Here is a 26,252-nt window from a genome sequence, read left to right on the forward strand (position 1 = left end):
TGCCCCTTTACCCAGCCCAGATTCCGCTTGAGGCCATGATGGATAATTTTCAGAAAGAGATCGATGAACGCGCTAACCTTGCGCTTTCCAATAAATTCGAACTGCTGCTGTTCCGCCTGGGTTCCGATCAGCTGAAAGGCAAATCTGAGCTATACGGCATTAACGTATTTAAACTGCGCGAAATCGTACCGATGCCCACCATTACCCGTGCAGCGGGTATGCAGTCACCGCTGCTCGGTATGGCCAGTATTCGCGGTCAGTTTATCCCGGTCATCGACCTGCCCGCAGTGACCGGTTGTAAACCGGAAACCGGCCTCAATCTGCTGCTGGTGACCGAATATGCGCGCAGCACCCAGGCCTTCGCGGTGGAGTCGGTGGAGAATATCGTTCGTCTCGACTGGAACCAGGTGCACACTGCCGAAGCCGGCATTGGCAGCCGCAACATCACCAGTATCGCCTGCCTCGATACCGACGGTCAGAGCAACAATCTGGCAATGGTGCTGGACGTTGAGCAGATTCTGTATGACATCATCCCTTCGGTGCGTGGCGTTGAGCCAAGTGCTGAGACGGCGAAAGATTTCAACCTCAAGCCTGGCCAGGTGGCGATTGTCGCGGAAGACTCCAAAGTGGCGCGTCAGTTGCTGGAACAGGGTCTGAAAAGCATGGGCATTCCGGCCATCATGCATAACACCGGTCTGGAAGCCTGGATCAAAATTAACGAGATGCAGAAAGAGGCCGCTGCGGCAGGCGAGTCGATCCACGACAAAATCGCGCTGGTGTTAACCGATCTGGAAATGCCAGAGATGGATGGGTTTACCCTGACGCGTAATATCAAACGTGATGATGCATTGCGTCAGATTCCGGTGGTGATCCACTCCTCTCTCTCCGGCAGTGCCAACGAAGACCACGTGCGTAAAGTCGGCGCCGATGGCTATGTGGCGAAATTTGAGATTAATGAACTGTCGAGCGTGATCCATCGCGTGCTGGAAAAGAAACGTTAATCCTTTCTAATCTCACCTACCTCCCTATAAGGCGCGTTATTCGCGCCTTTTTTACGTCCTGCCTTCCCTGATAAAACCGATCCACTCATTAATCATGTTAACGTTTTTGTGACGCACCTCTAAAAAATTAAAGTTAAAACATTAACAACCGATAACTGATAGCGCTTGAACCGGTGCTGCCATACCAGATTAATTACGCCCGGAAAGTATCTTTACCTTATAAAACATCAGCCTGATGCGGGCCCTCAGCCTGCTTTTCCGTCTTGAAAACAACACTATTTAGCATTACGGGGAGAACCAATGTTGAGCTTAAAGAATATGAAAGTGGGCGTCCGTTTAGGGATAGCCTTCGCACTTGTTGTGGCCCTTCTGGGGGTAGTCGGTGTGACGTCGATTATGAAAATCAACAACATTAAAAACGGCATCACCTCCATTGTGGAAGACCGCTATGTCAAAGTCCGTCTGGGTTTTGACGTGCGCGATGGTGTGAACGATCAGATCAAATACTTACGCGGCATGGTGATTGATACGCTGCGCCCGGAAAACAACGTACAGCGTTTTAAGCAGCTGGATGAGGCAACCGAGCGCACCAACAGCGCTATGAAAAAGATCGAAGCCATTCAGATTACCGAAATCGGTAAAAAGAAAATCGCCGGTCTGCTGGCCGCCAGCCAGCTGTTTGAGCAGCAAAAGAATGAAGTGTTGGACTTAGTGCGCGCAGGAAAACTGGATGAGGCGAGCACGTTTGTGCTGAAAAAAATCACCAGCACCCAGAATACCTTCCTTGATAGTGCGGTGGCTTTCGCCAACTCACAGTCCGATCAGCTGCGCAAAGAAGGCACTGGCATTATTGATGACGGCTCGACTGCGATTGAAATCACGCTGATCTTCTCAGCCATCGCGATTGCTGCCTCTGTGCTGCTGGGCTTTATGTTGACGCGCTCAATTGTCCGCCCGTTAAATGAAGCGGTAGGCATCGCCGAGAAAGTCGCGGCGGGCGATCTCAGCTCGCACATTGAAGTCAGCGGCAAAGATGAAACCGCCGTGCTGATGCAGGCACTGCAGGCGATGAACGATAACCTGCTGACCATCGTGTCCAACGTACGCGCCGGTTCTGACACCATTGCCGTGGCCTCAAATCAAATCTCCAGCGGTAACATTGATCTCTCATCCCGTACCGAGCAGCAGGCCAGCTCGCTGGAAGAGACCGCCTCCGCCATGGAGCAGATGACCGCGACCGTGAAGCACAATGCGGATAACGCGCGTGAAGCCAATCAGCTGGTGGCCACCACCTCAACCGTTGCCAAAGAGGGTGGCGTGGTGATGGAACAGGTCATCGAGAAGATGGAGGCGATCACTCTCTCTTCTAAAAAGATTGTCGATATCATCAGCGTAATCGACTCCATTGCCTTCCAGACCAACATTCTCTCGCTTAACGCTGCGGTTGAAGCTGCTCGCGCCGGTGAACAAGGCCGTGGATTTGCTGTGGTCGCCACCGAAGTGCGTAATCTGGCACAGCGCTCCGCCTCTGCCGCGAAAGAGATCAAAGTCCTGATTGAAGACTCAGTCTCGAAAGTGGATGAAGGCAGCCGTCTGGTGACGCACGCGGGAACCACCATTGGTGAAGTGGTGAACAGCGTGAAGAGCGTGGCGGATATCATGAGTGAAATTACCATTGCCAGCAGCGAGCAGAGCAGTGGTATCAGTGAGATCAATCTGGCGATTACTCAGATGGAAGCGGTGACTCAGCAAAACGCTGCGTTGGTACAGGAAGCGTCCGCCGCTTCTCAGGCGTTGCAGGAACAGGCCGATCGTCTGGCGCAGTCAATGAGTGTGTTTAAGACCGCCGCCGTGTAAGACAGAGCGGCGCGTTCAAACCGCGCCGCCCTTTTGCATCAATGCATCAGCGAATAAGCAATCGACGAAATCGCTAACAAGCCAATCATCACCACAAACACGTTGCTAATCTTACCACTGTACTGACGCATCGCCGGGACTTTCTGAATGGCGTACATCGGCATTAAGAACAGAATCATCGCAATGATCGGCCCGCCGAGGGTTTCAATCATGCCGAGGATGCTCGGATTCCAGGTGGCGACCAACCAAGTTGCCAGTAGCATAAAGCCGGTTGTGACGCGGTTCATACGTTGCGGCGTGACGCTTTTGCCACGGCTGCGCAGTGATTTCACCACAATTCCATTGAAGCCTTCACGCGCACCCAGGTAGTGGCCGAGAAACGATTTGGTGATCGCCACCATCGCCACAATCGGTCCCATCCAGGCAATCATCGGCACATTAAAGTGGTTTGCCAGATAGGAGAGAATGGTGATGTTCTGCTCTTTCGCCGCCTGCAAATCCGCCGGTGACAGGCTCAGCACGCAGCTGAAGACGAAGAACATCACCGTCACCACCATCATCAAGTGTGCGCTAGCGAGAATGCGTGAGCATTTCTTTTCCGCGCCTGCACCATATTCATTGCGCTTCGCCACCGCAAACGACGAGATAATCGGCGAGTGGTTAAAGGAGAACACCATCACCGGAATTGCCAGCCACAGCGTCATCCAGATGCTGCTATCGCCAGCGCTTTGGCTGAACGACAGCGTTTCCAGTGCAGCGCCGTGCCAGTGTGGCACCAGATAGGCGGCCAGTAGCATCAGCACCGCGACAAACGGGAACACCAGCACGCTCATTGCCTTGACGATCATCTGCTCGCCAAAGCGTACCACCGTCATCATGCCGATGATCAGTACCAATGACAGCAGCACGCGCGGCGGCGAGACCATCCCGAGTTGATGCACGATAAAGCTGTCGACGGTGTTGGTGATCGCCACGCTATACATCAGCAGGATCGGGAAAATAGCGAAGAAATAGAGCAAGGTGATGATCTTGCCTGCGCCCACACCGAAATGCTCTTCCACCACTTCAGTAATATCTTCACCGGGGTTTTTACCCGACAGCACAAAGCGCGTCAGAGCTCGGTGTGCATAGTAGGTCATGGGGAACGCGAGGATGGTCATAATAATCAGGGGGATTAGACCACCTGCACCTGCATTGATAGGCAGGAACAAAACGCCTGCGCCTATCGCTGTACCGTAGAGGCCCAGCATCCACACGGTATCACTCTTACGCCAGCCTGTTGAACGGGCCTCAACCGTGCCCTGCGCAACGGTTTGTGAGTTGTCCATCTGTCTCTCCAGAATTTAAAGCTTTTTAAACAATGCAGCCGAAATCACGGCGGCTAAACATGCCATTGGTGCGACGGGGCACATGCTACGCGTTTTTGACGACTTAAGGTTGCCTGAACGCAAGACATGCATCACAAAGCCGTCATAAATGCGCAAATCGGTTATTAAATCAACAGATATGCATGATTCACGCACGCAAACGTTTGCATGGGCGCTATTTGACCTGAGAGCATGAAGGAGTGCAAGGATTTGTCGGGTTCGATTTGCAGGCTGAACGGGATGCTGACAGGAGAGTGATGCGCGAGTGGGAGGCGTTGAAAGTGGGCTATGCGGACGGGGAAAATGTGGCAACGGCGAACCGTTGCCACAGGCACTGCAGTAGAGAAAGGTGAAACTCCCCCGGCAACTGCTCTCTGGCGAAGCCAATGTTCCACTCGGTATTCTGAGGAATATCCGCAGCAGACAATGACAGAGAATAATCCCGGGAGAATTTCAAATCAGAATGCGCGCATTCTGTAGAGTGCATAGAGGAAATAGTACGCTGTGATAGTATTCAAATTCATAATCATGTACTTCAGTTTTTCATTTTTATTCAGCAGAATGAAAATCCCTTTCGAGTATTTCCCCCGCTTTATTTCATTAATTTCCTGCGCGATATCTGCAGGTGAAAACGACGAATGATACATCGCCGTGACAATTTGCATATCTAACGCCAGCACGCGTTTTGAAATGCCCTTTAGCAGGTAATCGAGATTACTCCCCTGATATTTCTCAACGATAGAATCATACAGCGTGGTCAGAAACTGTTTTCTGACTTTGAGCTCGCTGTAATGCACCTTTTGCTTGGATAATGAACCGGCAACATCTTCATAATGGTAAGCCGTTCCCTGAGTGACCAGAAAATTGCTAATACAGCTGAAGAATTTGAGGTTAAATAAAAGATCCTCACTCATTGAGATCCCCTCAATAAAGCGAAGATTTAGCTCACTCAGTATCTGACGGCGATAACACTTATTATGCAAATAACCAATGTTGTCGCTCATCTCCAGCTCACCGAGCACATAAGGAATATCCTCGTTGCTGAAGAAGCCAGCCTGAGAGACCTTGCCCACACGGCCGTCGTTGAGGTTTCCTACCATCAAATCTACCGACTCCGTTGGCCATGCATCCAGATTCAGTTTGAAGATCATTAGAAAATCATCATCCACCCAATCATCTGCATCGAGGAAAAGAACATATTCCCCACTGGCCTGTTGCAATCCGCTGTTGCGAGCCGCGCTGACACCGGCGTTCCTTTGGTTTATTACCGTGACCTGAGAATAACGTGAAAACTCCTCCAGTACGTTTAGGGTTGAATCAGTGCTACCATCATTTACCACCACAATTTCATAATCGCTGAACGTCTGATTAAGCACACTCAGCAATGTCCGCTTGATGGTTTTTTGTGAGTTATAGACGGGAATAATAATACTGAAAAGTGGTTTTTCATTCATGATAAACTCTCTTTACTGTCTGAGGTTTTGTAATTGACAAATAACTGCCATAGTTTCCTGGGGTTGATAAAAATCTGATGAATACGCATCACCGGTTGCGCAGTGAAGAAATAATTAAGCAGCGAGAAAGAGAGGAATTCGGTTAATACCACGCTGAGGGCAGCGCCGGTTAAACCCAAAAGCGGCACCAATAAAATGGACGATGCCAGGCAGATAATTAATACCGCAAAGGTCTTTTTCACTAAAAAGCGATAACCGTTGTACTTAATAATAAAACGGTCCATGAGGCTGCTGAGCACACCACACATCGCGCCCACACTGAGCAGCAGCGTCGGCGCGATGGCATCGAGATACGCCTCGCCGTAAAAGTCACGGATAAACCAGCCTGCGAGTTGCCATATCGCCATGATCACAATGGCGGACACCCCCACGACCAGCAGATGCAGTTTTTGCGCTTTGACAATTGACTGCTCATCATCACGCTCGGCAAAGAACGCCGGAAAAAATGAGGCCAACAAGGCATTAGGTAAAAACACCCATGAGGTTGCCAGCGTCATGGCAACAGCAAATATTCCCGCCTCCTTTACACCGAGGAAATACGAAACGCTGAGTTGGTTGACGCGGGTATAAATCGCGATAGCGATCACCGAGAACACCAGCGAAATGCCAGAAGCCACCATGTAGCGCGAATACTTTTTGATGTGGCGCAGCGCCGGAATCGGCCCCTGGCGATGATAGCGCCAGAAAATCGCCAGCTTGATGCTGAACGGCAGCAACGTAGCCAGCACAATGGGGATCGCCAGAAACTGAGGGTCCAGTTGCAGATACGAAATAATGAAGCGCACTGACAGACTGATGGCGAGGCCGATCACGTTGGCGATCACATTGAGTCGAGCGTTGAGCATGGCCTCGTTGTAGATATTGACCAGATCAATCGACGAGAACAGACAGGCCATCGCCGCTGCGCAGATAAATACCAGCGCTTCACGGCTCCACGCCTCTCCCATGATCACCATGCCGCTGAGCGCTAAACCGCAGTAAATCAGCATCACCAGCAGAAAAGTCGCCATCATCAGGCGAATACCTGAATGACGATTTTGCGAAATACGCTTCAGCAAAATCACATCGCTGCCCATCACGGCGATCGACTGAATAAACTGAAACACCAGCATGGAGAGTGAGATAATGCCGAAGGTGGTCGGTCCAACATATTTCGCGACATAGGACGTCACAAAAATCAGACCAAACACTGCGATGAGTTTTTCAGCAATCATCCACATCGAATTTTTTAATTTATCTTTCACAGATCAACCTCAGTGAGAATCATGACTAAGCCAAACTTCACGTCCCTTTCGCCCGGCTTAACATTAAATTTGATTTATTTAGGAGTTTCCTCAGGCAGAAATCGCCGGCCTTTTAACTCTCATAAAACGGTGGGTTAAATAAGATTATCGCCAATCAAATCGTGCATTTTTATTATTCATTCATTTAACTAAATACGCAGGCTACCGCCCCTGGCTTACAGCTACCAGTGTACTGACTACCTGTTACGGGCTATTTTTGGCGCAAGGAACCGCACTGTACTCAGACGAGTTCAGTTAAATATCATGCAGTTACATTAATTCTTATTTCGAAGACAAGATGACACTTAGTGCAATCACCGTGACATCAATAAGAAACGCCAATTATCAATATGCCATTCAATATGATTAAAACAGGTGCAGCCTACTGAATGTTTTTGCACCACAAGAAATGCCGACCGGGATTGAAAAGGTACATCTAAAGACGGCCTTATCAACGAACGTTACGACATTCACGATTTTGCTGTATGCCCTGCCTTTTTATTATCTCGATGCGTCTTTCGCCGTTCGATAATGGCAAGTGGCGTTAATTCAACATGACTCTAGCAGCCGTGTTGCAATGGGCTCAGGGCCCTAATTTTGCGATCTGATTCAAACTTTTAATCGCATTCTCACCAGACATTGCGATGAGGTCAATGGCCTGGAGGCCAATACGGAATTTACTTAGCTGGAAATGGGATATCGCAGAAGGGGAAAGATTAGCGCGGATGAATCGGTTTTCAGAAAATTGATTAAGGCGACAGTCAAATACTGTAGGAATAATAAGATCGAAATGGACTTACAAGACCATTTTTCGCTAACACCTTGTTCTGTAAGTTAACCTGCAAATTATCCGGGCAAATTAAACTGTAATGAATCTGGAGATAAGAACGGACCTGATATATCGAACCGTTTTATTGCCTGGTGCCGTACTGAAAACTACACCATCTCCAGATTAACGTTTTTTTGTACGCATTAACGTAAATAAAAAGAGAATTAACACATTCCATCTGAGAATATCGCCATCCTATGCGGCTGGCGTGCCAGGAACCACTGTTAAAGAGACAACGAACCTGAGACGCTCTGCGTGTATTTTGGTCAAAAAAAAAGCGAGGCCGCAGCCTCGCCAGATAGATGGGTCTCAGTCGTAATAGGGAAGTTTACGATCGACACCGTTGATATTCACCAGCACAAAGCCGGTTGGCGCGGTTTTATTGGTTGGCGTTCCGGCGGCGGTGGCCATCGTCAGCACGCCCTTCTCATTAGCCCCAATCCCCGCCAGCCCATTGTGCATGCCAAAGCGTGCGGCTGGCTTCAGTGTGCCCATGTTGGTGGTATCGGTAACAACTGACAGATCAGACTGGAACAGCGAGCATGAGCCTGAATCGAAACGCGTTGGGCCGGTGGTTTTCAGGTTCAGCATGGTGTCGCCACTGTTCGCTTTCAGCTTCACCCACACCACGGCATAAGTGGTACCGACACGGCCGTAACGCATATCCAGGATGGCGGGCTGCCCCATATGAAAAGCATCCGCCCACACCGTTTCCAGCCGTTGCAAATTGATCCAGGTTTTGCCGCTACTTGCCACGTTAACCGGGGTGCCGGCAGTGCCGGTGGGCTGGGTGGCATCGGCTTTACCAATAAACTCCATCACCCACTGCTGGTTCGCATTCGGGAAGAACAGCTGCCCCAGGCGATACCAGTTGTCAGTTGACGTGTTATTGGTGATCTTGTAGCCGCTATAATAGCCGGCACGTAGCGATCCGGTCAGGAAACTACCGTAGCTCTCGTCGCGACGATAACCATATTCGAAGGTGGAGAGCCATCTGCCGGCCACCAGATCGTTCGACACTTTCGCGCCAGACTGCAGGTTGATTTGACGCATCACCACGCGCGCATTATTGAGATTGAAAGGATTGCCGCAATCCTCAATATTGAGCGTATCAATGGTCCAGCCACCATCCGACAAGTCTCCTGGATTGCGCGTGTGCTCGATCCACACATTGCGCAAAATCCCCTGTGTACAGCGCGGCATATACAACGTGGCGTCACCATAACCCGTCTGGAAGTTACAGTTACAAATCTCAATCGCGGTAGAGTGATCCCATACCCCATTCGGTGAATTTGACCAGCCCACATCGAAGACGCGCGCATAGGTGTAGAGGGTATAAATCTGGTCAAATTTGGTGTCCAGCGTATCCAGCACTTTAATCACCGTGCCGCCGTTATTCTGTGCGCGGAAACAGTAGATGTTTACCGTGGTGCCTTCGATACAGGTATTTTCGAAGAACGGCTGCACGTTGCTGCACATATCGGCCGTGATGGTGCCTTTGTTGGTGGTGATATCTGCTGAAGCCTGACCATTCCAGGCAATGCCTCGAATCGAGGTGCGACGCGCCTTCACCTTGAATACCGGGTTGGCACTCTTATCCGAGATAATCGTGGTACGCGGCAACGAACCCAGCTCAACATCATCACCCTGCAGACCGAAGAAGGCGTTATCGGTGCCGCTGATATCAATTGGACTGATCAGAAACTTCCCGCCGGGAAAACGAATCGGCAGGTCCTTAATATTACCGCTGTAATTCTGCGTCCAGGTTAGCATGCGATTAACCGCGTCCGTGTCATTGGCATAACCGTCTCCTTTGGCACCAAAGTGGTAAACGTTGATGTCGGACGGATCGTTAATCACACGTTTCCAGTAAAAGCCATTACCTACCGCCAGCGTCCCGCCATCATCAGTGGCAGTGGTGGTGCCGATAAAACCGGTGAAGTCACCGCCACCGTGGAAGGTAGAGTCCGCGTTATAGCGACGCAAAAACGCCAAATCGCCGTTTTTGCTGGGAACGGTAGTACGCAGTTCAGCATAAGAGTTAACTTCGATCATCATAGCCTCCTCGGCCTTTTCAGGTTTGCAATGCAAGTGTGGGAACAGCGTTAGTGCGCCGATGTGCCGCAGTGCTGATCCCAGAGATCGTTGTGGTTGTTGATGGCGCGCACGGTGCGAACATCCATACGCTCGGCATCGTTGCCGTGGGTGTAAATCGGGGAGAAAAGCGTGCAAGCAGAGTCGATAACGACGGGGGATTCAGGGCTGGTTGTATTTCGAGTGCTGCAGCTTGTCGCGAGCAGCAGCGTCATCGAGATTAAGATTGCTGGCTTCCACACGTTTAGCCTCCTCGCGCAACTGTTGTTGCTGCTGGTTAACCGCGACAGCCTGCACGGCCGCTTTGTTCGCGGAGTCCACCTCTGATTTGGCTTGTTGCTGCACCTTGCCAATCTTTCTGCCACCGAAGTAGCTGGCCACCAGTGCCGCAACAATGCCCGCCAGTGCAGCCAGCCAGTGCCAGCTGCCGCCAAGCAGTGAAGTAATAAGCGTCATGGTTTCTCCTCCAACGTCTTGCGCTGTTCAATCAGGTTTTTCTGTCGGACAAACTGCGCCAGAACCCCCATCGCCACCATGAAGGCACCAATCAACCCGAGGTAGTTGTGGGGAAGAATGTCTTTGATGTCCTGAGGCAATGCATTCCAGGCATCCAGCGCGGATGAGGGGAAGGATTGCGCCCAGGCGCTGAGCATCGAACCCAATGAAGCCAGCCATACTGACCAGGTTTTGAACAACAGTCGCGCATGCTTCACAAACTCCAGCGTGGTAAAACGCTGGAGCAACAACAGCACAATCACTGCTGCCAGCACCGCGATGACAAACACCATCCATCTCATGTTCATAACAGCCCCCGATAAATGTCGTAGCTGCCGCTGCGCATGACTTCAGCGTGACGCCGTGCGCGCCCGGGCGTTTGCCGTGCCCACAAGCTGTCGAGCATGGCATTGGCGGCGCCATTAAAGTCCCCCTGGGTGATGGCGCTCAGCATGCCGCGAAACAGGGATAACCCATCAACGCCCAATTGATATGCCATGCTGATCAGCACATCACAGCGCGCCTCACTGCACTTGCTTAGCGCTTGCTGCACCAGAGCACGCTGGTTCATCTCCAGCACTTTGTTCTCCACAATGCACTGCTTCCACACATCCCCGACTCGTCGCGGTACCTGGAAGATGTAGTTGCTGAGTGAGGCTCCTTTAGGCCCGATGCGGATACCGCCGGCCACGGTAGGAAACCCTTGCGTATCAAGGTAGGGCGCCTCGCGGTAGCCCTCTTCAAAATTCAAAATGGCAATAATCTGGCTCATAGCGATTCCTCTTTGACGGGCGCAACGATGCAAAAATGACTGCGCAAAGACTCCAAAACATAAATCTCACTGATCTATCTGCCCTTCTGAGACCACGCGTAATCCGCGCTACGCTCAAGCGAGGCTAAACAGTGAGCAATAACGAAACGTTCCGCTTAAAGCTGGGAAATATGACAAGGATTTAGCGCACGGCGTACAAATGGACGTGGGGCAGACAGCAGTTGTCGAAGCTGGCGCTTTCGGCCTGACGTGGTGTGGGGGCCATTACCGCACAGTCGACTCGCGATTGCGTCTGGCGCTGGCAGATGCGCTCTGCGCTACGCAGGCTTGGGTTATCGGGCTCAAGGCCTAAGGCGCAGTCGATACTGCGCTTCAGGCGGCTAAGTGACTGGCGGCGTCGGTGACGGCGGGTGCGCGCGTTCCCGGTGAAGACTGACTTGCCATACTGGATAATCGCCATAACTCCTCCTGTGAATGAGTCTTTGGCGATGGGGTGGCAGGCGCGGCGTGTCGGCTGAAGCCGAGGCGTCCGTGATTCCACTGCAAACACTCGACATCGACCCGCCCGGCTGCGTTCGCGGCCAGGGATAAGCAGAGGAGAGTGAAGTCAGAAGAGAGCTGACGACGCTGCATAATGCGCATCCACCCCATCCCAAAATTCACTGACTTTGGGTGGTGGGTATCGCGCTTGTGCAGCGCCTCAATTGTTTAAGAGCGGGCTCATCCGGGAGCAGTGATGTCGTCCTTCCATGGTCAAATTATTAACAGGTTCTAATGCATTGGCAAACACCAACAGTTAATTTTTTATTTACCATCGGTTAAATTTATGATTTCAGCCGGAATATTTTTTTACCTGCTCAGCGCGTTTTGTGATCAACCTAAAATCTGGTAATCACGCGCCTGGCTCATGATGACGCGCGCCACGACCTGCAATGAGGCCGCCTCATCCAGCGTTAAGTACCAGGTCTCATAGCGCTTGTTGTCGGAGATGACCGCGACCTTTCTGTGCTGCAGCTGCAGACGTTTGAGATAAAGTTGATCATCCAGCGTAAACAGGTAAATCCCGTCTCCGTCAAAGCGATGCACGCTGATGTCCACGAACAGCTGATCACGTGGCGCAAAGGTGCCGGCCATCGAATCATTGTTTAGCGCGATGAGGCGGATGCTCTCTGCCGGACGGCCGCTGAACAGCACGCGTGCCTCATCCAGCCCATACTCGATAGCCTGAATGGTTTCGACCAGTTCATCACGCGCAGCAATGCCCTGAGCGCTTCGCTGCCCAATATCCAGACTCTCGACGCGGAACCGATGTTGCGGGTCAATAAGTGCATGCTGGCTCACCGTGGCATCGGGTTGCTCCATGCCAAACTGCAGCCACTCTACGCGCACGTCCAGCAACTGGCTGAGCGCCAGTAGATTACTGTCATCCGGAATCGATTGAGCGTTAAACCATTTCCAGACCCCCGGTGTTGAGATCCTGCATCCCCTTTTCTGCAGCGCCTGTGCAACCTGTTTGTTTCGTCCATGTCCGACAATTCCCGCGCTATCACACGCGGCAATCAGCCTGGCAGTAAAAGCTTGTCTGTTACTCTCTTTTTTAACCATCAGTTAATAATCTGCCATCAGTTAAAGACTGAATGTTATTTTCTTTTTTGCTACCAGTTCATTTTATATTACCGTCAGTTTACTACCCAACAGCTTTTATCAATGAAGCTGGATGATCATTATCCTCTTCGACGGGGTGGAAACCAGCAATGAATGCCCTACAGCTTGTTCTGACAGGGGTTTTCAGGATTGTTCTGTGACGCTGATACCAGCACCTAAAACAAAAAATGCGCGAAAAAGCGCGTCGGCGCCATAGATGACAGAAATAAATCAAAAAGCTCTGGAAATAATTGGATCGGAAGCAAAAAAAATGGGCACCCTTACGGTGCCCATTGTGTTGCAGAAGTGAAAATTAGCCGCGCAGCGTATCGTCGCCCCAGCCAATCCACTTGTAGGTCGTCAGCGCTTCCAGACCCATCGGGCCACGCGCATGCAGCTTCTGCGTACTGACCGCGACTTCCGCACCCAGACCGAACTGCCCGCCATCGGTGAAACGCGTACTGGCATTGACATAAACGGCGGAGGAATCGACCTGATTCACAAAGCGGTTGGCGTTGCCAATGCTGCGCGTCAGGATGCCATCCGAATGCTGCGTACCGTGTTCGCGAATGTGCGCAACCGCATCGTCGAGATCCGCCACCAGCTTGACGTTAAGGTCGTTGGATAACCACTCATCGTCATACTGTTCGGTTTTCACCGCTACCACGCTGGCCGGGCCGTTTTGCAGCAGCGACAGGACATTTTCATCGCCGTGCAGCGGGATGTTTTCCTGCGCCATGCGCTGCACAAATGCAGGAATAAAGCGTTCAGCCTGATCGCGGTGAATCAGCAAGGTTTCCAGTGAATTGCAGGCGCTTGGACGCTGTTTTTTCGCATTAACAATCACCTCCAGCGCGGGTTCGATTTCCATGGTTTCATCAAGATAGAGATGACACACACCGATACCTCCGGTGATCACCGGAATCGTCGAGTTTTCACGACATAGCTTGTGCAACCCTGCACCGCCGCGTGGAATCAACATATCGACGTAGCGATCAAGTTTCAGCAGTTGGTTAACCAACTCGCGATCCGGGTTTTCAATCGCCTGCACCGCACCTTTTGGCAGGCCATGCTCGCTCAGCGCGTTTTGGATTACGCGAACGGTAGCCGCGTTAGTGCGATAGGTCTCTTTACCGCCGCGCAAAATCGCCGCATTGCCGGTTTTCAGACACAGAGAAGCCACATCCACGGTGACGTTAGGACGCGCTTCATAAATCACCCCAATCACGCCCAATGGCACGCGGCGACGTTCAATACGTAAACCGCTGACCAGCACGCCGCCATCGATCAACTGTCCGACCGGATCGGCCAAACGGCACACCTGACGCACATCGTCAGCGATACCTTTCAGACGCTGTGGATTGAGCGTCAGGCGATCCAGCAATGCCGCGCTCATGCCATTCTGCCGCGCATCGGCCAAATCCAGCTCGTTAGCCGCCAGGATGTCGGCACTTTCCGCTTCCAGGCGATCGGCAATCGTCAGCAGCACCTGATTTTTTTGTTCAGTGGAGAGTTCTGCCAGCTTGTACGACGCTGCACGCGCCGCTTTTCCCATTTCTTCTAACATCATCTGCTCCTTAACTGACGATCATGTCGTCACGATGCACCGCAACCGGGCCATATTCGTAACCGAGGATGTCGCTGATTTCCTGGCTGTGATGACCGGCAATCATGCGCATGGCGTCGCTGTTGTAGCGCGTCACGCCGTGGGCGATATCGCGGCCTTGCAGGTTACGAATGCGGATCACTTCGCCACGAGAGAAGTTGCCTTGCACTTCACGCACGCCTTTCGGCAGCAGTGAGCTGCCGCGCTCTAATACCGCAGCCAGCGCACCGTCATCAATGACAATTTCGCCAGCCGGCGGTGCGCCGAAGATCCAGCGCTTGCGGTTCTCCAGCGGTGATTGCTGTGCGTGGAAACGGGTGCCCACCGGTTTGCCATACAGCACGTCGCTGATGACATCCGGGCGGCTGCCCGCCGCAATGATCACGTCGATACCGGCGCGGCAGGCCACATCGGCCGCCTGCAGTTTGGTCGCCATGCCACCCGTGCCGAGGCCGGAAACACTGCCTCCGGCCAGGGTGCGCAACGCATCATCAATCTGGTGCACATCGCTGATCAGTTCCGCTTCCGGATTGGTGCGCGGATCGGCGGTGAACAGGCCCTGTTGATCGGTCAGCAGCAGCAGTTTATCCGCGCCGCCGAGCATCGCCGCCAGCGCAGACAGGTTGTCGTTATCGCCCACTTTGATTTCAGCGGTAGCAACAGCATCGTTCTCGTTAATCACCGGCACGATGTGGTTATCGAGCAGCGCACGCAGCATGTCACGTGCGTAGAGGAAGCGTTCACGATCTTCCATATCCGCACGCGTCAGCAGCATCTGACCGATATGAATCCCGTAAATTGAGAACAGCTGCTCCCACAGCTGAATCAAACGGCTCTGCCCCACCGCAGCCAGCAGCTGCTTTGAGGCGATGGTAGGTGGCAGTTCGGGGTAACCCAGGTGTTCGCGTCCGGCGGCAATCGCGCCTGATGTGACGATAACGATACGATGACCCGCCGCGTGCAGTTGTGCACACTGACGAACCAACTCCACCATGTGCGCACGATTCAGCCGACGCGAACCGCCGGTGAGGACGCTGGTACCCAATTTGACCACAAGGGTCTGACTGCCACTCATGTTTTTCCTGCCATATAAGAAAAAAATTCTGCGAAGGGACGTTTTATCAGGAGTGAGCGAGGAAGCCAATAACAGCAAGGGGAAAAGCACAAAAATCCCCTGACAATGCAGTAGACCAAAAGTTCGCGATTAACAAGAAATCAGAAAAACTGTCATAAAACTTTCATCACCAGTCGGTAAAAAGTCCCCTGTTTTACAAACCCTTTCAAGGGTACAACAAATTTTACTCATTGGGATTGATAGCAAATGAAGAAGAGCATACTGGCATTAGTCGTATCAGCGCTGGCACTGGCTTCCACCGCACACGCCGCAGAAGTTTATAATAAAGACGGTAACAAACTGGACTTCTACGGCCGCGTTAAAGCTGAGCATTATTTTAGTGATGCCGCTTCAAACGATGGTGACAAATCTTACGTTCGTATCGGCTTCAAGGGTCAGACCCAGATCAACGATCTGATGACCGGCTACGGCCAGTGGGAATACCAGTACAACGTTAACAACTCTGAAGGTTCTGACGCTAACTCAGGTAACAAAACCCGTCTGGGCTTTGCGGGTCTGAAATTCGGTCAGTACGGTTCATTCGACTACGGTCGTAACTACGGCGTGCTGTACGACGTTGAGGCATGGACTGACGTATTCCCAGAATTCGGTGGTGACGGTACTGCGCGTACTGATAACTTCATGACTGCGCGTGCGACGGGTGTTGCGACTTATCGTAACAGCAACTTCTTCGGTCTGGTTGATGGCCTGCGCTTCGCGCTGCAATACCAGGGTAAAAACGACTCTACCAGCGCTAACGCACGTGGTAGCGCCACTGATACCTCTCGCCAGAACGGCGACGGTTACGGTGCGTCACTGGGCTACACCATCGGCAGCACCGGCATCAGCCTGATGTCTGCTATCACCTCTTCTGACCGTACTAATCAGCAGCAAGCGCGTGCTTACGGTTCTGGTGACAAAGCGGATTCATGGGGCGCGGGCATCAAGTATGACGCTAACAGCGTTTACCTGGCCGCAATCTACACCGAAACCCGCAACATGACCCCAATCAGCGGCACCAACTCAGTGACCGGTGCTTCCGTGTCAGGTGCAGCGAACAAAGCGCAGAACATTGAATTGGTTGCACAGTACCAGTTCGACTTCGGCCTGCGTCCGTCTATCGGCTATGTGCAGACCAAAGGTAAAGACATCGAAGGTATCGGCGATGCGGACCTGGTTAAATACATCGACGTTGGCGCGACTTACTACTTCAACAAGAACATGTCTACCTTCGTTGATTACAAAATCAACCAGCTGAACGACGACAACCGTCTGTCACTGAACAACGACGACATCGTTGCTGTTGGTCTGACTTACCAGTTCTAAGTCGTCTGATTTACCCTCAATGTGTCTATAAAAAAAGAGCCGGCTCATCACCGGCTCTTTCTTCTTTTTGTCTGTTTAGCGGGCTTGAAAGCCGAGTCCAACGATGGCGTGATTAAGCGCTGAGCTTCACCGGCTCTTCTTTAAAACCCGATGCAGGTTTAAGATCCAATTTAAGATCCTTCAACACCGCTTTTAGACGCTCATGGAAATTACGCAGCGTACTCTCCACTTTCTCGTTGTTCTCTTTGCCTTTAATGGTTGCCACACCCCAATCACCCTCTTTATCAAATAACCCAAAGTGGTATTCATAGGTGAAATGGTCTTCGTGCGCTTCCAGCGTCATCCACCAGCCCCAGAACTCGCGGAGTTCAGGTGCAGGTTTGACGTTGACACACGCTGCCAGGCAATCGAAGAAGAAACGCTGCTCTTCACATTTTCCTTCACGGATGTACGGCCCCAATTCGGTGAAGCGCTTCAGCAGGCGACTACGGGGATGACCACTCGGTAACGTCATGCTAATTCTCCCTCAAATAACCGTAAAATTGTTTCTCGTTACGCGAATCACGCGCGCAACGCAAAATATCCCGGATATAAGTAGTAGCAGAGCGTCGAATTTTTGCCAGTCATACACCCAATTGTTTTGTTAACCAGTCACAGATTTGATTTAACGCTTTCTCAAAACTGGAGAACACCGGCGTGGCGGGTATTGCCAATACTTTGCCCTGTGCGGAAGAGTTGGCAATCAATTGAGCCTCCTCTTCTGGGCTGAACAAATCGCCCGGCCAGTATGCCGCCAGCATCGGCGTCGGAGTGCGACGCCCCAACAGACCCTGCACCTTCAGTGAATAGCGATTGAGCTCAATGCGCAGGTTGCTGTCAGACGCGGACGGCATCCCCAGGCGACTGGCCAGCATATCCATGTACATGTCCGGCAGTTGTTGCTGGCGTTGCTCATCGACAAACACGTTATGCACCATCGCGCCCAGTGTCGCGACCGCACGCAGGCGTGGCACTTCCAGATAAGCCAGTCGGGTGGCGACATTGGCGCCAAAGCGATAGCCAAACAGCGCAACGCGCGTGTGATCAATCCACGGCACATTGCTCAGCTCACGCAGCACCTGCTGGTGAAGCTGGCTGGTGTCCTGGTTCAGCTTCCATTTGCTGCTGAAGCCCACAGAGGGCATATCCAGCGTCAACATGGCGATGCCACGCGGGGCCAGATAATCGTGGAACAGGCGATAATGATCGCTCTGCAGCGAATCCAGGCCACCGCACAGCAGCACCGTTGGGTATGGGGCTTTGGCCTCAGCAGGCATATGCAGGAAACCGGTGACCGGGCTGCCACCGCTGATCTGGAAGGTCAGCGCTTTCAGCTCACCAGGCAGACGCTGCGTGGCCTCTTCGTATGCCCGATTTGCCAGCACCTGTGCCTGATCGGCCAGATCATCGCCTTTGATATAGGGATAGGCGGCAATACTGTAGAGATTAGATGCGCGCATCCACTGATGCCCGGCTTCCTCGTGATCTTCATTCTCCATCGCGCGCTGTTGCCATAAGGCGGCCTGCTTCGACCACTCATAGTTCCAGTTACCCCCGCGATAGCCAATCACCGTGTCGAGTTGGGTGTCATCAGTGTGCTCATACTCACTGATAGCGATGCGCGCCAGCACTTCGCTGATCTCCTGCGGTGACAGGCCGCGCCATGTCCACAGCAGCTTGTTGAGCATGCGATACCAGCAAGGTTGGGTATCCCCTTCGAGGGTGTTGTGCACCTGAACCGGATGATGGTGCTGACGATGCACCAGAGAGGAGGTTTCCGGGTGTTTAAAGCGGGGCTTAAAAAGCTCTTCGCTGAGGTTTTTATCCGACATCTTAGACGTTCTCCGGCGATAGTCGCATAGATGCCTAAGAGTGTACTGCACCCGCATGTTGGGTGCGAGGCGTAGAATGCACAACGCCCGGCATAACCGGGCGTTGTTTGCGTTGCATCAATCAGCTTTTGACGATTGGCGGGATGTAAACCACGCCCATGTCCCAGGGCTGTTCGATCCAGGTGTTCTGCGGAATATCGACAATGTAGTCGTCCACCAGCGCACGGCCAGCAGGCTTAGCGAAGATGGTGCAGAAACGCGCTTTTGGATACATATCGCGAATCGCCTGCGCGGTGCCGCCGGTATCCACCAGGTCATCAATCACGATGAAACCTTCACCGTCGCCTTCCGCACGCTTCAGCACTTTCATTTCGCGCTGATGATCGTGGTCATAGCTTGAGATGCAGACGGTATCGACATAGCGAATACCCAATTCACGCGCCAGCAGCGATGCCGGAACCAGACCACCGCGGCTGACCGCAATGATACCTTTCCACTGTTCCACAGGAAGCAGGCGCTGGGCCAGTTTGCGGGCATGGATCTGCAACATGTCCCAGGTGACGACGTATTTTTCGCTCATAAAAGAAATCCCGACCAACAATGTTGGTTTAAAAATAGGCAAGGGGGAAAAGGTTGCGCGAGATTATAAGGATCTGACGCGTTAAAAACCAGCATCTGTCGCATTGGATGCAGGATTTTAGCGCGCCTGAGTACGCACCCGGTGAAAAACAGTGATATTCTCAGCCACATCACGTCAGATGTGCTGACGGCGATCTTTCACTGGAACCCGGCGTGCGAGCGGTATGTCCGCCGCGCTGACACAGGAGATGCATTGTGTCTGAATTGTCGCAACTTTCCCCCCAACCGCTGTGGGATATTTTCGCTAAAATCTGCTCCATTCCACACCCTTCTTACCATGAAGAAGCGCTGGCCGAACACGTGGTCAACTGGGCCAAAGAGCAAGGCTTTTGGGTTGAGCGCGATCAGGTCGGCAATATCCTGATTCGTAAACCGGCCACTGCGGGCATGGAAAAACGTACCCCTGTCGCGCTGCAGGCGCACCTCGATATGGTGCCGCAGAAGAACAACGATACGGTGCACGACTTCACTAAAGACCCGATTCAACCTTATGTTGATGGCGAGTGGGTTAAAGCGCGTGGCACCACGCTGGGTGCCGACAACGGTATTGGCATGGCTTCTGCGCTGGCGGTGCTGGCTGATAACAGCCTGACCCACGGCCCACTGGAAGTGCTGCTGACCATGACCGAAGAATCGGGCATGGATGGCGCGTTTGGTCTCCAGCCAAACTGGCTACAAGCCGATATCCTGATCAACACCGACTCTGAAGAAGAGGGTGAGATCTACATGGGTTGCGCGGGGGGTATTGATTTCATCACCACCCTGCCATTAAACCGTGAAGCCGTACCTGCGGGCTTTGAAACCCTGAAGCTAACGCTGAAAGGCCTGAAAGGCGGCCACTCCGGTGCCGATATTCATCATGGTCTGGGCAACGCCAACAAGCTGCTGGCGCGTTTCTTTGCGGTCTACGCGCAGGAACTGGATGTGCGTCTGATTGAGTTCACTGGCGGCACGCTGCGTAATGCGATTCCGCGCGAAGCTTTTGCCACGCTGGCAATCGACAGCCATAAAGTGGATGCACTCAAATCGGCTGCGGCTCATTTCCAGGCCACGCTGCTGAACGAGCTGGGCATTAAAGAGAAGAACATTGCGTTAACCACCGAGCCGCTGGCACATCAGGGCCAGGCGCTGACCACCGACAGCCGCGATCGCTTCATCAACCTGCTGAACAGCACCCCGAACGGTGTGATTCGCAACTCTGACGTGGCCAAAGGCGTGGTGGAAACCTCGCTGAACGTCGGCGTGGTGACCATGGATCAGGACAATGCCGAAATCATCTGCCTGATTCGTTCACTGATCGACACCGGCAAAGATTGGGTGGTGGAAACCCTGACTTCACTGGGCCAGTTGGCTGGCGCGAAAACCGCACCAAAAGGCGGTTATCCTGGCTGGCAGCCTGATGCTGATTCACCGGTGATGGCGCTGACGCGTAAAACCTATGAAGCCCTGTTTGGCAAAACGCCAAACATTCAGGTGATTCACGCGGGTCTGGAGTGTGGTCTGTTCAAGAAGCCGTATCCGAACATGGATATGGTGTCGATTGGGCCAACCATTACCGGTCCACACTCACCGGATGAGCAGGTGCACATTGAGAGCGTCGGTCTGTACTGGAAACTGCTGACTGCGCTGATGAACGTGGTGCCAGAGAAGGCGTAAGTCTTTGCGATGCTGTAAGGAACCAGGCTAAGGCCTGGTTTTTTTATGCCTGCAATTCTGAGGTTAAGGATTCTCTTGCTAATAAGGTCGCAATATTTGCCGGAATCCATTTTGAGACCGACAGTAACATGCAGCATATTTCACTATAAATCCTGCTTATTACCCCAGCATTCTACCACTCCACACTCCCTCTCTAGTTTTAGACGCCGTTACGCCCAGATGTCTGGATGGCTAATAAGATTTCGTGCTAGCTTATGCGCTTTCGTTTGTTGCCCAGCGTTATGGGTTCAGAAAAAATGCCACCCACTCTCTTAATGAAAGGCCTGCCCCATGAGTGCGATTAACCGCCTGGAGATGCGTAATATCTCCATCGCTTTTGGCGGTTTTGCCGCACTGACCCAGGTCGATTTTCTAACCGAGGGCGGATCGGTGCATGCGTTGACCGGGGCCAATGGCGCAGGAAAATCCACCCTGATGGCGGTGCTATCCGGCGCGCATAATCATTACAGCGGTGAAATTCTGCTGGATGACCAGCCGGTCTCGATTCGCACCCCGCGCGATGCCAAAAAACTCGGTATTCATTTGGTGCAGCAGGAAGTGGATGTGGCGCTGGTACCGCAGTTGAGCGTGGCGGAAAACATCCTGCTCGATCAATTGGCAGAACCCGGCCATGTCTATAGCTGGCGCGAGATCCGCCGTCAGGCGCGTGCCCTGCTCAATCAGCTGGAAGTGAACATCGATGTTAATCGTCTGGTGGAACGCTGCTCGCTGGCGGAGAAACAACAAATCCTGCTGGCGCGCGCCCTCTCCCATCACTGCCGTTTTCTCATTCTGGATGAACCGACCGCGCCGCTGGATCAGCATGAAAGCGAGCGTCTGTTTACCGTGGTGCGTCGTTTACAAAGCAACGGCATTGGCGTGGTGTTTATCTCCCACCGCATTCACGAACTCAAAGCGATTTGCGATCGCTTAACCGTGCTGCGCGATGGCCGCTTGATTGAAAGCAGCCCGATGGCGGCACTGAGTGGCGAGCAGATTGTTGAGAAAATGCTGGGGCACCAGTTGACCGATGTCTATCCACCTCGCCGTGAACAGAGTGAGCAACCGCTGCTGCTGTCGGTGGAAGGTCTGCACGATGATCAACTGCTGGCGGACATTTCACTGCATCTGCGCAAAGGCGAAATCCTCGGCATTGCCGGCTTAGCGGGTGCAGGGAAAACCGAGCTGTGTAAGGCGCTGTTTGGTGCAAACAAAAGCCGCGTCGAAAAAGGCGAGCTGCACGGCAAACCGTGGCGACCGCGTTCTCCACATGATTCGGTGGAAAACCGTATGGCGCTGGTGCCGGAAGAGCGTCGTAAAGAGGGTATTTTCATTGATGAACCGGTGAGCATGAACCTGAGCGTCAGCGCGGACAACAGTTTTTCCCGCTGGAGCCTGTTCGGTCATCGTCAGGCCTGGCGCTGGGCCGAAGAGGTGATTCAGCGCCTCAACGTGCGTACCACCGGCCCGGCGCAGATTCTGCGTCGTCTGTCGGGCGGGAATCAGCAAAAAGTGGCGATTGGAAAATGGCTGCGCAACAACGCCGATGTGCTGATTCTTGATGAGCCAACTAAAGGTGTCGATATCAAAGCCAAAACCGATCTGTTCAGCCTGATTGACGGCCTGGCACGTGAAGGCAAAGGCATCATCTACGCTTCGGGCGAGTTTTCCGAACTGGTCGGCTTATGTGACCGTATTTGTGTGCTCTGGGATGGGCGCATTGTGGCAGAGATGGAAGGTCGTCAGGCCACAGAAGAGATGCTATTGCTTTATTCCACCGGAGGAACCCCTGCGTGAGCAGCAAAGAACTATCCCTGAACCCGCAGGTTTCTCTGCGTCATAAACTATTCGATTTTCTCTATAAATGGGGCATGTTGCTGACCGTGGTGATTCTGATCACTGGGTTTGGTCTGGCATCGGACAGCTTCCTCGAGCCCACCAACATCATCAACATCCTGCGTTCGATTGCTATCGTCACGGTAATTGCGATTGGTGTGTCGATTTCGCTGACCATCGGCGGCTTCGATTTGTCGGTAGGCTCAACCGCCTCACTGGCCAATGCGCTGGTGATTTCGCTGTTTGTCTGGCACGGCTTTGGCACCACCGAAGCCATTATCATCACGCTGCTGCTGTGCACTCTGGTGGGGCTGCTAAACAGCTTCCTGATCGTGATTCTGCGCATTCCCGACATGCTGGCTACACTGGCCACCCTGTTTGTCATTCAGGGCGTGGCGATGACTTACAGCTTCGGCGGTTCGATTACCGAGAATATGGTGATGCCAAGCGGCGATATGGCGGAGGGCACTATCCCCGCAGCGTTCGGTCTGTTGGGTCAGGTGCCGACCATTGTGATCATCATGCTGGTAGTGACGATTGTGGCACAACTGGCACTGTCATTGACCAAGCATGGCCGTCGCATGTACGCGCTGGGTGGCAATCCAGAAGCCGCACGCCTTTCCGGTATTCGCACCACGCGCTACCGCGTTTTGGCCTATGTACTCGCATCGCTGCTGGCCGGATTAGGCGGCATTCTGCTGGCATCGCGTATTGGCTCCTCGCAGGTGAACGCCGGCAGTGGATATTTGATGGATGCCGTTGCCGCGGCATGGATCGGCTTCTCGCTGGCCGGTTCCGGCAAACCTAACGCGCTCGGTACGCTGGTGGGCGCGGTGATTCTGGGTGTGTTGCAGAACGGGCTGGTGATGTTGTCCGTGCCTTATTACGCCATGGACATTATCAAAGGCCTGGTGCTGGCTCTGGCCCTGGCGATTACCTACATTCAGCGCCGCTAAGGCGCGTTTACTGAGAAAGAGATTCTAATGAAAAAAATTACCCTTTCGCTGCTGGCCTTAAGCCTGCTGAACGCCAGCGCTGCCTTTGCCGATACCGTTACCCCGGTTCCCGCAGCGATTGCGAATCACGAAGGTCCGGTGCGCATCGCCATCATCCGTAACCTGGGGTCTGACGATAACACCACGCAGTTTATTGCCGGTGCCATTCAGCAAGGTCGTCAACTGGGCTTTAAAGTCAGTACTTTCCTGAGTAACGGCGATGATGCGCGTTTCCAGGACTTTGTTAATCAGGCGATCAGCCAGAAATACGATGGCATCATTCTCTCTCACGGCAAAGAACCCTACTCCACCGCTCTGGTGCAACACATTGTCGATGCAGGTATCAAACTGTCCGTCTTTGATACCCCGGTAAATACGCCGGTCAATGGCGTGACCGTCACTGCGCAGGATGATGCCTCGCTGGCGCAGGCGTCACTGGGTCAGTTGATCAGTGATTTCCATGGTAAAGCCAACATCATCAAACTGTGGGTCGCAGGCTTCCCGCCGCAGGAACGCCGCCAGGTGGTGTATGAGAAACTGCTGAAAGAGAATCCAGGCATTCATCAGCTGGAATCCATTGGCGCAGTTTCTACCGATGTACAGGGCGACACCGCCAACAAAGTGGGTGCGATCCTGGCAAAATATCCTAAAGGTAAAATAGATGCGATTTGGGCGTCGTGGGATGCGTTCAGTCAGGGTGCTTATAAAGCGCTACAAGAGAATGGTCGTACTGAAATCAAAATCTACAGTATTGACGTGTCCAACCAGGACTTGCAGTTGATGCATGAGAAGAACAGCCCATGGGTGCAGACGGTCGCGGTCGATCCAAAAACCATCGGTGCGGTCAATATGCGCTTAGTGGCCAATAAAATCGCGGGTGAAGCCACTCCGGCAAGCTACGAGTTTAAAGCGTCTTCCATTTCGCAGCAGTTGCTGAATAGCCAGCAAGGGGCGATTAACGTAGCAACCCTGAACAAGATTATTCCAGGCTGGGGTGTGAACAACGATTTTGTTGCGCCGTGGTTTGCCACGCTGGAAGCGAAGTACGCTAAGAAGTAATTCAGTGGCCGAATAGGGCATCCCGGCGGCGCTTCAAGCCGCCAGGATGATAGCCAAGGCCATACTCAAGGTTTTACCAACCCAACACTAGCTGCCGCTCCAATTGCGGATCCACCAGCGTTACATGCAATCCCACCAACCGCACGCCGCGCCCGGCACGCCTTTCATCCCATGCCTGCCGCGCCACTGCGATCATGTCATCCTTGTTCAACACCGGCCAGACATGCTCCTGCGTGGTCTGCTGGAAATCATTAAATTTGAGCTTCACGCCCTGACGCGCGATTTGCTTGTCGGGACGGATATTTGTCAGCCGTCGATCCAGCTCAGCATAGAGGTAATCAATGATTGCCAGACACTGCTCCCAGTTGTGGATGTCCTCCATCAATGTGCGTTCGACACCGAGCGATTTGCGTTCGCGCTCCACCACCACATCGCGTTCATCAATGCCGTTGCTGCGCTCCCAGAGCACGCGGCCGAATTTACCAAATCTCTTCAGCAGCAAGGCGAGATCGGCTCTCTGCACATCGGCGCAGGTGCGCAGTCCCATCTCTTCCAGTTTTTTGGTCGCCACTTTTCCTACGCCAGGAATTTTGCTCAACGGTAGCGTCAGTAAAAAATCCGGCATCACTTGCGGTGTAATGACGTATTGCCCGTTGGGCTTATTTAAATCGGAGGCGATCTTGGCGAGGAATTTGATCGGCGCAATGCCAGCCGAGGCGGTTAAACCGGTTTCGCGCAGGATATCGGCACGTATCGCCTGCGCCATTAGCGTCGCTGATCCCTGACAATGCTCGCTATCGGTGACGTCAAGATACGCTTCATCCAGTGATAAGGGCTCAATCAATGGGGTGTAGCGTGAGAAAATATCGCGTATCTGGCGTGACGCCTCTTTATAGGCATCGAAGCGTCCAGGCAGTAATTTCAGATGCGGGCAGAGCTTGAGCGCCATTGCCGTCGGCATCGCGCTGCGCACGCCATATTTGCGCGCGGGATAGTTGGCGGTGCTGATGACACCACGCTGCACCCGGCTGCCGCCAATGGCGATAGGTATATCCGTTAATGAAGGATCGTCGCGCATTTCAACGGCCGCGAAAAAGCAGTCCATATCGACATGAATGATTTTGCGCATACGCCCTCCGAATACTGGATAAGTATACAGCAGCAAAAAACTTCGGCAATATTTGTTGAGCGATGAATTAAAGTTTACAAAATTCTGGTCGTAATCCCTTTAGGATTGCACCATTTTCACGGAGAC

22 protein-coding genes are annotated in these 26,252 nt (G+C 52.8%); 7 read left to right on the forward strand and 15 right to left on the reverse strand.

The window, feature by feature from the left end; all coding sequences use genetic code 11:
* Window positions 1-38: 38 nt before the first annotated feature.
* A complete protein-coding gene (locus tag FD737_RS16250; protein WP_034825306.1) occupies window positions 39-1,001 on the forward strand; it encodes a chemotaxis protein in 963 nt (320 codons plus the stop codon).
* 300 nt (window positions 1,002-1,301) lie between these two features.
* Complete coding sequence (locus FD737_RS16255) at window positions 1,302-2,858, forward strand: methyl-accepting chemotaxis protein (RefSeq protein ID WP_097117540.1); 1,557 nt, start codon at window positions 1,302-1,304, stop codon at window positions 2,856-2,858.
* Between the two features lie 38 nt (window positions 2,859-2,896).
* Here FD737_RS16255 and FD737_RS16260 read toward each other — a convergent pair whose 3' ends face one another.
* From FD737_RS16260 to proB, 11 genes are all read right to left on the reverse strand, one after another.
* A complete protein-coding gene (locus tag FD737_RS16260; protein WP_160834024.1) occupies window positions 2,897-4,186 on the reverse strand; it encodes an HAAAP family serine/threonine permease in 1,290 nt (429 codons plus the stop codon).
* 497 nt (window positions 4,187-4,683) lie between these two features.
* Window positions 4,684-5,679 carry a glycosyltransferase family A protein gene (locus FD737_RS16265; RefSeq protein ID WP_097117542.1) on the reverse strand — a complete coding sequence of 332 codons (996 nt, stop codon included), beginning with the start codon at window positions 5,677-5,679 and terminating at the stop codon, window positions 4,684-4,686.
* Window positions 5,676-6,983, reverse strand: coding sequence for an oligosaccharide flippase family protein (locus FD737_RS16270; protein WP_058961536.1), 1,308 nt, complete (start codon window positions 6,981-6,983; stop codon window positions 5,676-5,678). The genes FD737_RS16265 and FD737_RS16270 overlap by 4 nt, the downstream gene beginning before the upstream one ends.
* A 1,177-nt stretch (window positions 6,984-8,160) precedes the next feature.
* Window positions 8,161-9,906 (reverse strand): amylovoran biosynthesis protein AmsF, encoded by a 1,746-nt coding sequence (locus FD737_RS16275; RefSeq protein ID WP_097117543.1) that lies wholly within the window; start codon window positions 9,904-9,906, stop codon window positions 8,161-8,163.
* A 201-nt stretch (window positions 9,907-10,107) separates the two neighbouring features.
* On the reverse strand, window positions 10,108-10,401 hold the full coding sequence (locus FD737_RS16280; protein ID WP_097117544.1) for a hypothetical protein: 294 nt from the start codon (window positions 10,399-10,401) through the stop codon (window positions 10,108-10,110).
* Window positions 10,398-10,742 (reverse strand): hypothetical protein, encoded by a 345-nt coding sequence (locus tag FD737_RS16285; protein ID WP_176505737.1) that lies wholly within the window; start codon window positions 10,740-10,742, stop codon window positions 10,398-10,400. The genes FD737_RS16280 and FD737_RS16285 overlap by 4 nt, the downstream gene beginning before the upstream one ends.
* A 2-nt stretch (window positions 10,743-10,744) precedes the next feature.
* Entirely contained in the window at window positions 10,745-11,212 is a 468-nt protein-coding gene (locus FD737_RS16290; protein WP_034825324.1) for a hypothetical protein, read from the reverse strand.
* Between the two features lie 181 nt (window positions 11,213-11,393).
* Entirely contained in the window at window positions 11,394-11,672 is a 279-nt protein-coding gene (locus tag FD737_RS16295) for a hypothetical protein (protein ID WP_034825325.1), read from the reverse strand.
* Window positions 11,673-12,085: 413 nt separating this feature from the next.
* Window positions 12,086-12,817, reverse strand: coding sequence for a S24 family peptidase (locus FD737_RS16300; RefSeq protein WP_097117545.1), 732 nt, complete (start codon window positions 12,815-12,817; stop codon window positions 12,086-12,088).
* Window positions 12,818-13,169: 352 nt separating this feature from the next.
* A complete protein-coding gene (gene proA / locus FD737_RS16305) occupies window positions 13,170-14,423 on the reverse strand; it encodes a glutamate-5-semialdehyde dehydrogenase (protein WP_160834025.1) in 1,254 nt (417 codons plus the stop codon).
* A 10-nt stretch (window positions 14,424-14,433) separates the two neighbouring features.
* Entirely contained in the window at window positions 14,434-15,537 is a 1,104-nt protein-coding gene (proB, locus tag FD737_RS16310) for a glutamate 5-kinase (protein ID WP_034825331.1), read from the reverse strand.
* Between the two features lie 246 nt (window positions 15,538-15,783).
* On the opposite strand from proB, the gene ompC reads away from it, so the two are divergent.
* Window positions 15,784-16,902 (forward strand): porin OmpC, encoded by a 1,119-nt coding sequence (gene ompC, locus FD737_RS16315; protein ID WP_160834026.1) that lies wholly within the window; start codon window positions 15,784-15,786, stop codon window positions 16,900-16,902.
* Window positions 16,903-17,014: 112 nt separating this feature from the next.
* On the opposite strand, the gene crl is transcribed toward ompC, so the two are convergent.
* The 3 genes from crl to gpt form a co-directional block, all read right to left on the reverse strand.
* Window positions 17,015-17,416 carry a sigma factor-binding protein Crl gene (crl, locus tag FD737_RS16320; RefSeq protein WP_097117548.1) on the reverse strand — a complete coding sequence of 134 codons (402 nt, stop codon included), beginning with the start codon at window positions 17,414-17,416 and terminating at the stop codon, window positions 17,015-17,017.
* A 109-nt stretch (window positions 17,417-17,525) separates the two neighbouring features.
* Window positions 17,526-18,773: an esterase FrsA gene (frsA, locus tag FD737_RS16325; protein ID WP_160834027.1), complete on the reverse strand. Its 1,248-nt coding sequence runs from the start codon at window positions 18,771-18,773 to the stop codon at window positions 17,526-17,528.
* 121 nt (window positions 18,774-18,894) lie between these two features.
* Window positions 18,895-19,353 carry a xanthine phosphoribosyltransferase gene (gpt, locus tag FD737_RS16330; protein ID WP_007887137.1) on the reverse strand — a complete coding sequence of 153 codons (459 nt, stop codon included), beginning with the start codon at window positions 19,351-19,353 and terminating at the stop codon, window positions 18,895-18,897.
* Between the two features lie 254 nt (window positions 19,354-19,607).
* Between gpt and pepD the strand changes: the two genes are divergently transcribed.
* From pepD to FD737_RS16350, 4 genes are all read left to right on the forward strand, one after another.
* A complete protein-coding gene (pepD, locus tag FD737_RS16335; RefSeq protein ID WP_160834028.1) occupies window positions 19,608-21,068 on the forward strand; it encodes a beta-Ala-His dipeptidase in 1,461 nt (486 codons plus the stop codon).
* A 330-nt stretch (window positions 21,069-21,398) separates the two neighbouring features.
* The gene (locus FD737_RS16340) at window positions 21,399-22,904 is read left to right on the forward strand and encodes a sugar ABC transporter ATP-binding protein (protein WP_160834029.1); all 1,506 of its coding nucleotides are present in this window, start codon (window positions 21,399-21,401) and stop codon (window positions 22,902-22,904) included.
* On the forward strand, window positions 22,901-23,899 hold the full coding sequence (locus tag FD737_RS16345) for an ABC transporter permease (RefSeq protein ID WP_160834030.1): 999 nt from the start codon (window positions 22,901-22,903) through the stop codon (window positions 23,897-23,899). The genes FD737_RS16340 and FD737_RS16345 overlap by 4 nt, the downstream gene beginning before the upstream one ends.
* 27 nt (window positions 23,900-23,926) lie before the next feature.
* On the forward strand, window positions 23,927-24,997 hold the full coding sequence (locus FD737_RS16350; protein WP_034825344.1) for a sugar ABC transporter substrate-binding protein: 1,071 nt from the start codon (window positions 23,927-23,929) through the stop codon (window positions 24,995-24,997).
* Window positions 24,998-25,070: 73 nt separating this feature from the next.
* On the opposite strand, the gene dinB is transcribed toward FD737_RS16350, so the two are convergent.
* Window positions 25,071-26,126, reverse strand: coding sequence for a DNA polymerase IV (gene dinB / locus FD737_RS16355; RefSeq protein WP_097117553.1), 1,056 nt, complete (start codon window positions 26,124-26,126; stop codon window positions 25,071-25,073).
* Between the last annotated feature and the right edge of the window lie 126 nt (window positions 26,127-26,252).

It is taken from the genome of Pantoea sp. Seng, assembly GCF_009829935.1.
GTDB classification, from domain to species: domain Bacteria; phylum Pseudomonadota; class Gammaproteobacteria; order Enterobacterales; family Enterobacteriaceae; genus Pantoea; species Pantoea communis.

Bases quoted from the DNA above. Each gene is read 5' to 3' on its own strand.
- FD737_RS16250 (WP_034825306.1), top strand. From the start codon at position 39: ATGGATAATTTTCAGAAAGAGATCGATGAACGCGCTAACCTTGCGCTT.
- FD737_RS16255 (WP_097117540.1), top strand. From the start codon at position 1,302: ATGTTGAGCTTAAAGAATATGAAAGTGGGCGTCCGTTTAGGGATAGCC.
- FD737_RS16260 (WP_160834024.1), bottom strand. From the start codon at position 4,186: ATGGACAACTCACAAACCGTTGCGCAGGGCACGGTTGAGGCCCGTTCA.
- FD737_RS16265 (WP_097117542.1), bottom strand. From the start codon at position 5,679: ATGAATGAAAAACCACTTTTCAGTATTATTATTCCCGTCTATAACTCA.
- FD737_RS16275 (WP_097117543.1), bottom strand. From the start codon at position 9,906: ATGATCGAAGTTAACTCTTATGCTGAACTGCGTACTACCGTTCCCAGC.
- FD737_RS16280 (WP_097117544.1), bottom strand. From the start codon at position 10,401: ATGACGCTTATTACTTCACTGCTTGGCGGCAGCTGGCACTGGCTGGCT.
- FD737_RS16285 (WP_176505737.1), bottom strand. From the start codon at position 10,742: ATGAGATGGATGGTGTTTGTCATCGCGGTGCTGGCAGCAGTGATTGTG.
- FD737_RS16290 (WP_034825324.1), bottom strand. From the start codon at position 11,212: ATGAGCCAGATTATTGCCATTTTGAATTTTGAAGAGGGCTACCGCGAG.
- FD737_RS16295 (WP_034825325.1), bottom strand. From the start codon at position 11,672: ATGGCGATTATCCAGTATGGCAAGTCAGTCTTCACCGGGAACGCGCGC.
- FD737_RS16300 (WP_097117545.1), bottom strand. From the start codon at position 12,817: ATGGTTAAAAAAGAGAGTAACAGACAAGCTTTTACTGCCAGGCTGATT.
- proA (WP_160834025.1), bottom strand. From the start codon at position 14,423: ATGTTAGAAGAAATGGGAAAAGCGGCGCGTGCAGCGTCGTACAAGCTG.
- proB (WP_034825331.1), bottom strand. From the start codon at position 15,537: ATGAGTGGCAGTCAGACCCTTGTGGTCAAATTGGGTACCAGCGTCCTC.
- ompC (WP_160834026.1), top strand. From the start codon at position 15,784: ATGAAGAAGAGCATACTGGCATTAGTCGTATCAGCGCTGGCACTGGCT.
- crl (WP_097117548.1), bottom strand. From the start codon at position 17,416: ATGACGTTACCGAGTGGTCATCCCCGTAGTCGCCTGCTGAAGCGCTTC.
- frsA (WP_160834027.1), bottom strand. From the start codon at position 18,773: ATGTCGGATAAAAACCTCAGCGAAGAGCTTTTTAAGCCCCGCTTTAAA.
- gpt (WP_007887137.1), bottom strand. From the start codon at position 19,353: ATGAGCGAAAAATACGTCGTCACCTGGGACATGTTGCAGATCCATGCC.
- FD737_RS16340 (WP_160834029.1), top strand. From the start codon at position 21,399: ATGAGTGCGATTAACCGCCTGGAGATGCGTAATATCTCCATCGCTTTT.
- FD737_RS16350 (WP_034825344.1), top strand. From the start codon at position 23,927: ATGAAAAAAATTACCCTTTCGCTGCTGGCCTTAAGCCTGCTGAACGCC.
- dinB (WP_097117553.1), bottom strand. From the start codon at position 26,126: ATGCGCAAAATCATTCATGTCGATATGGACTGCTTTTTCGCGGCCGTT.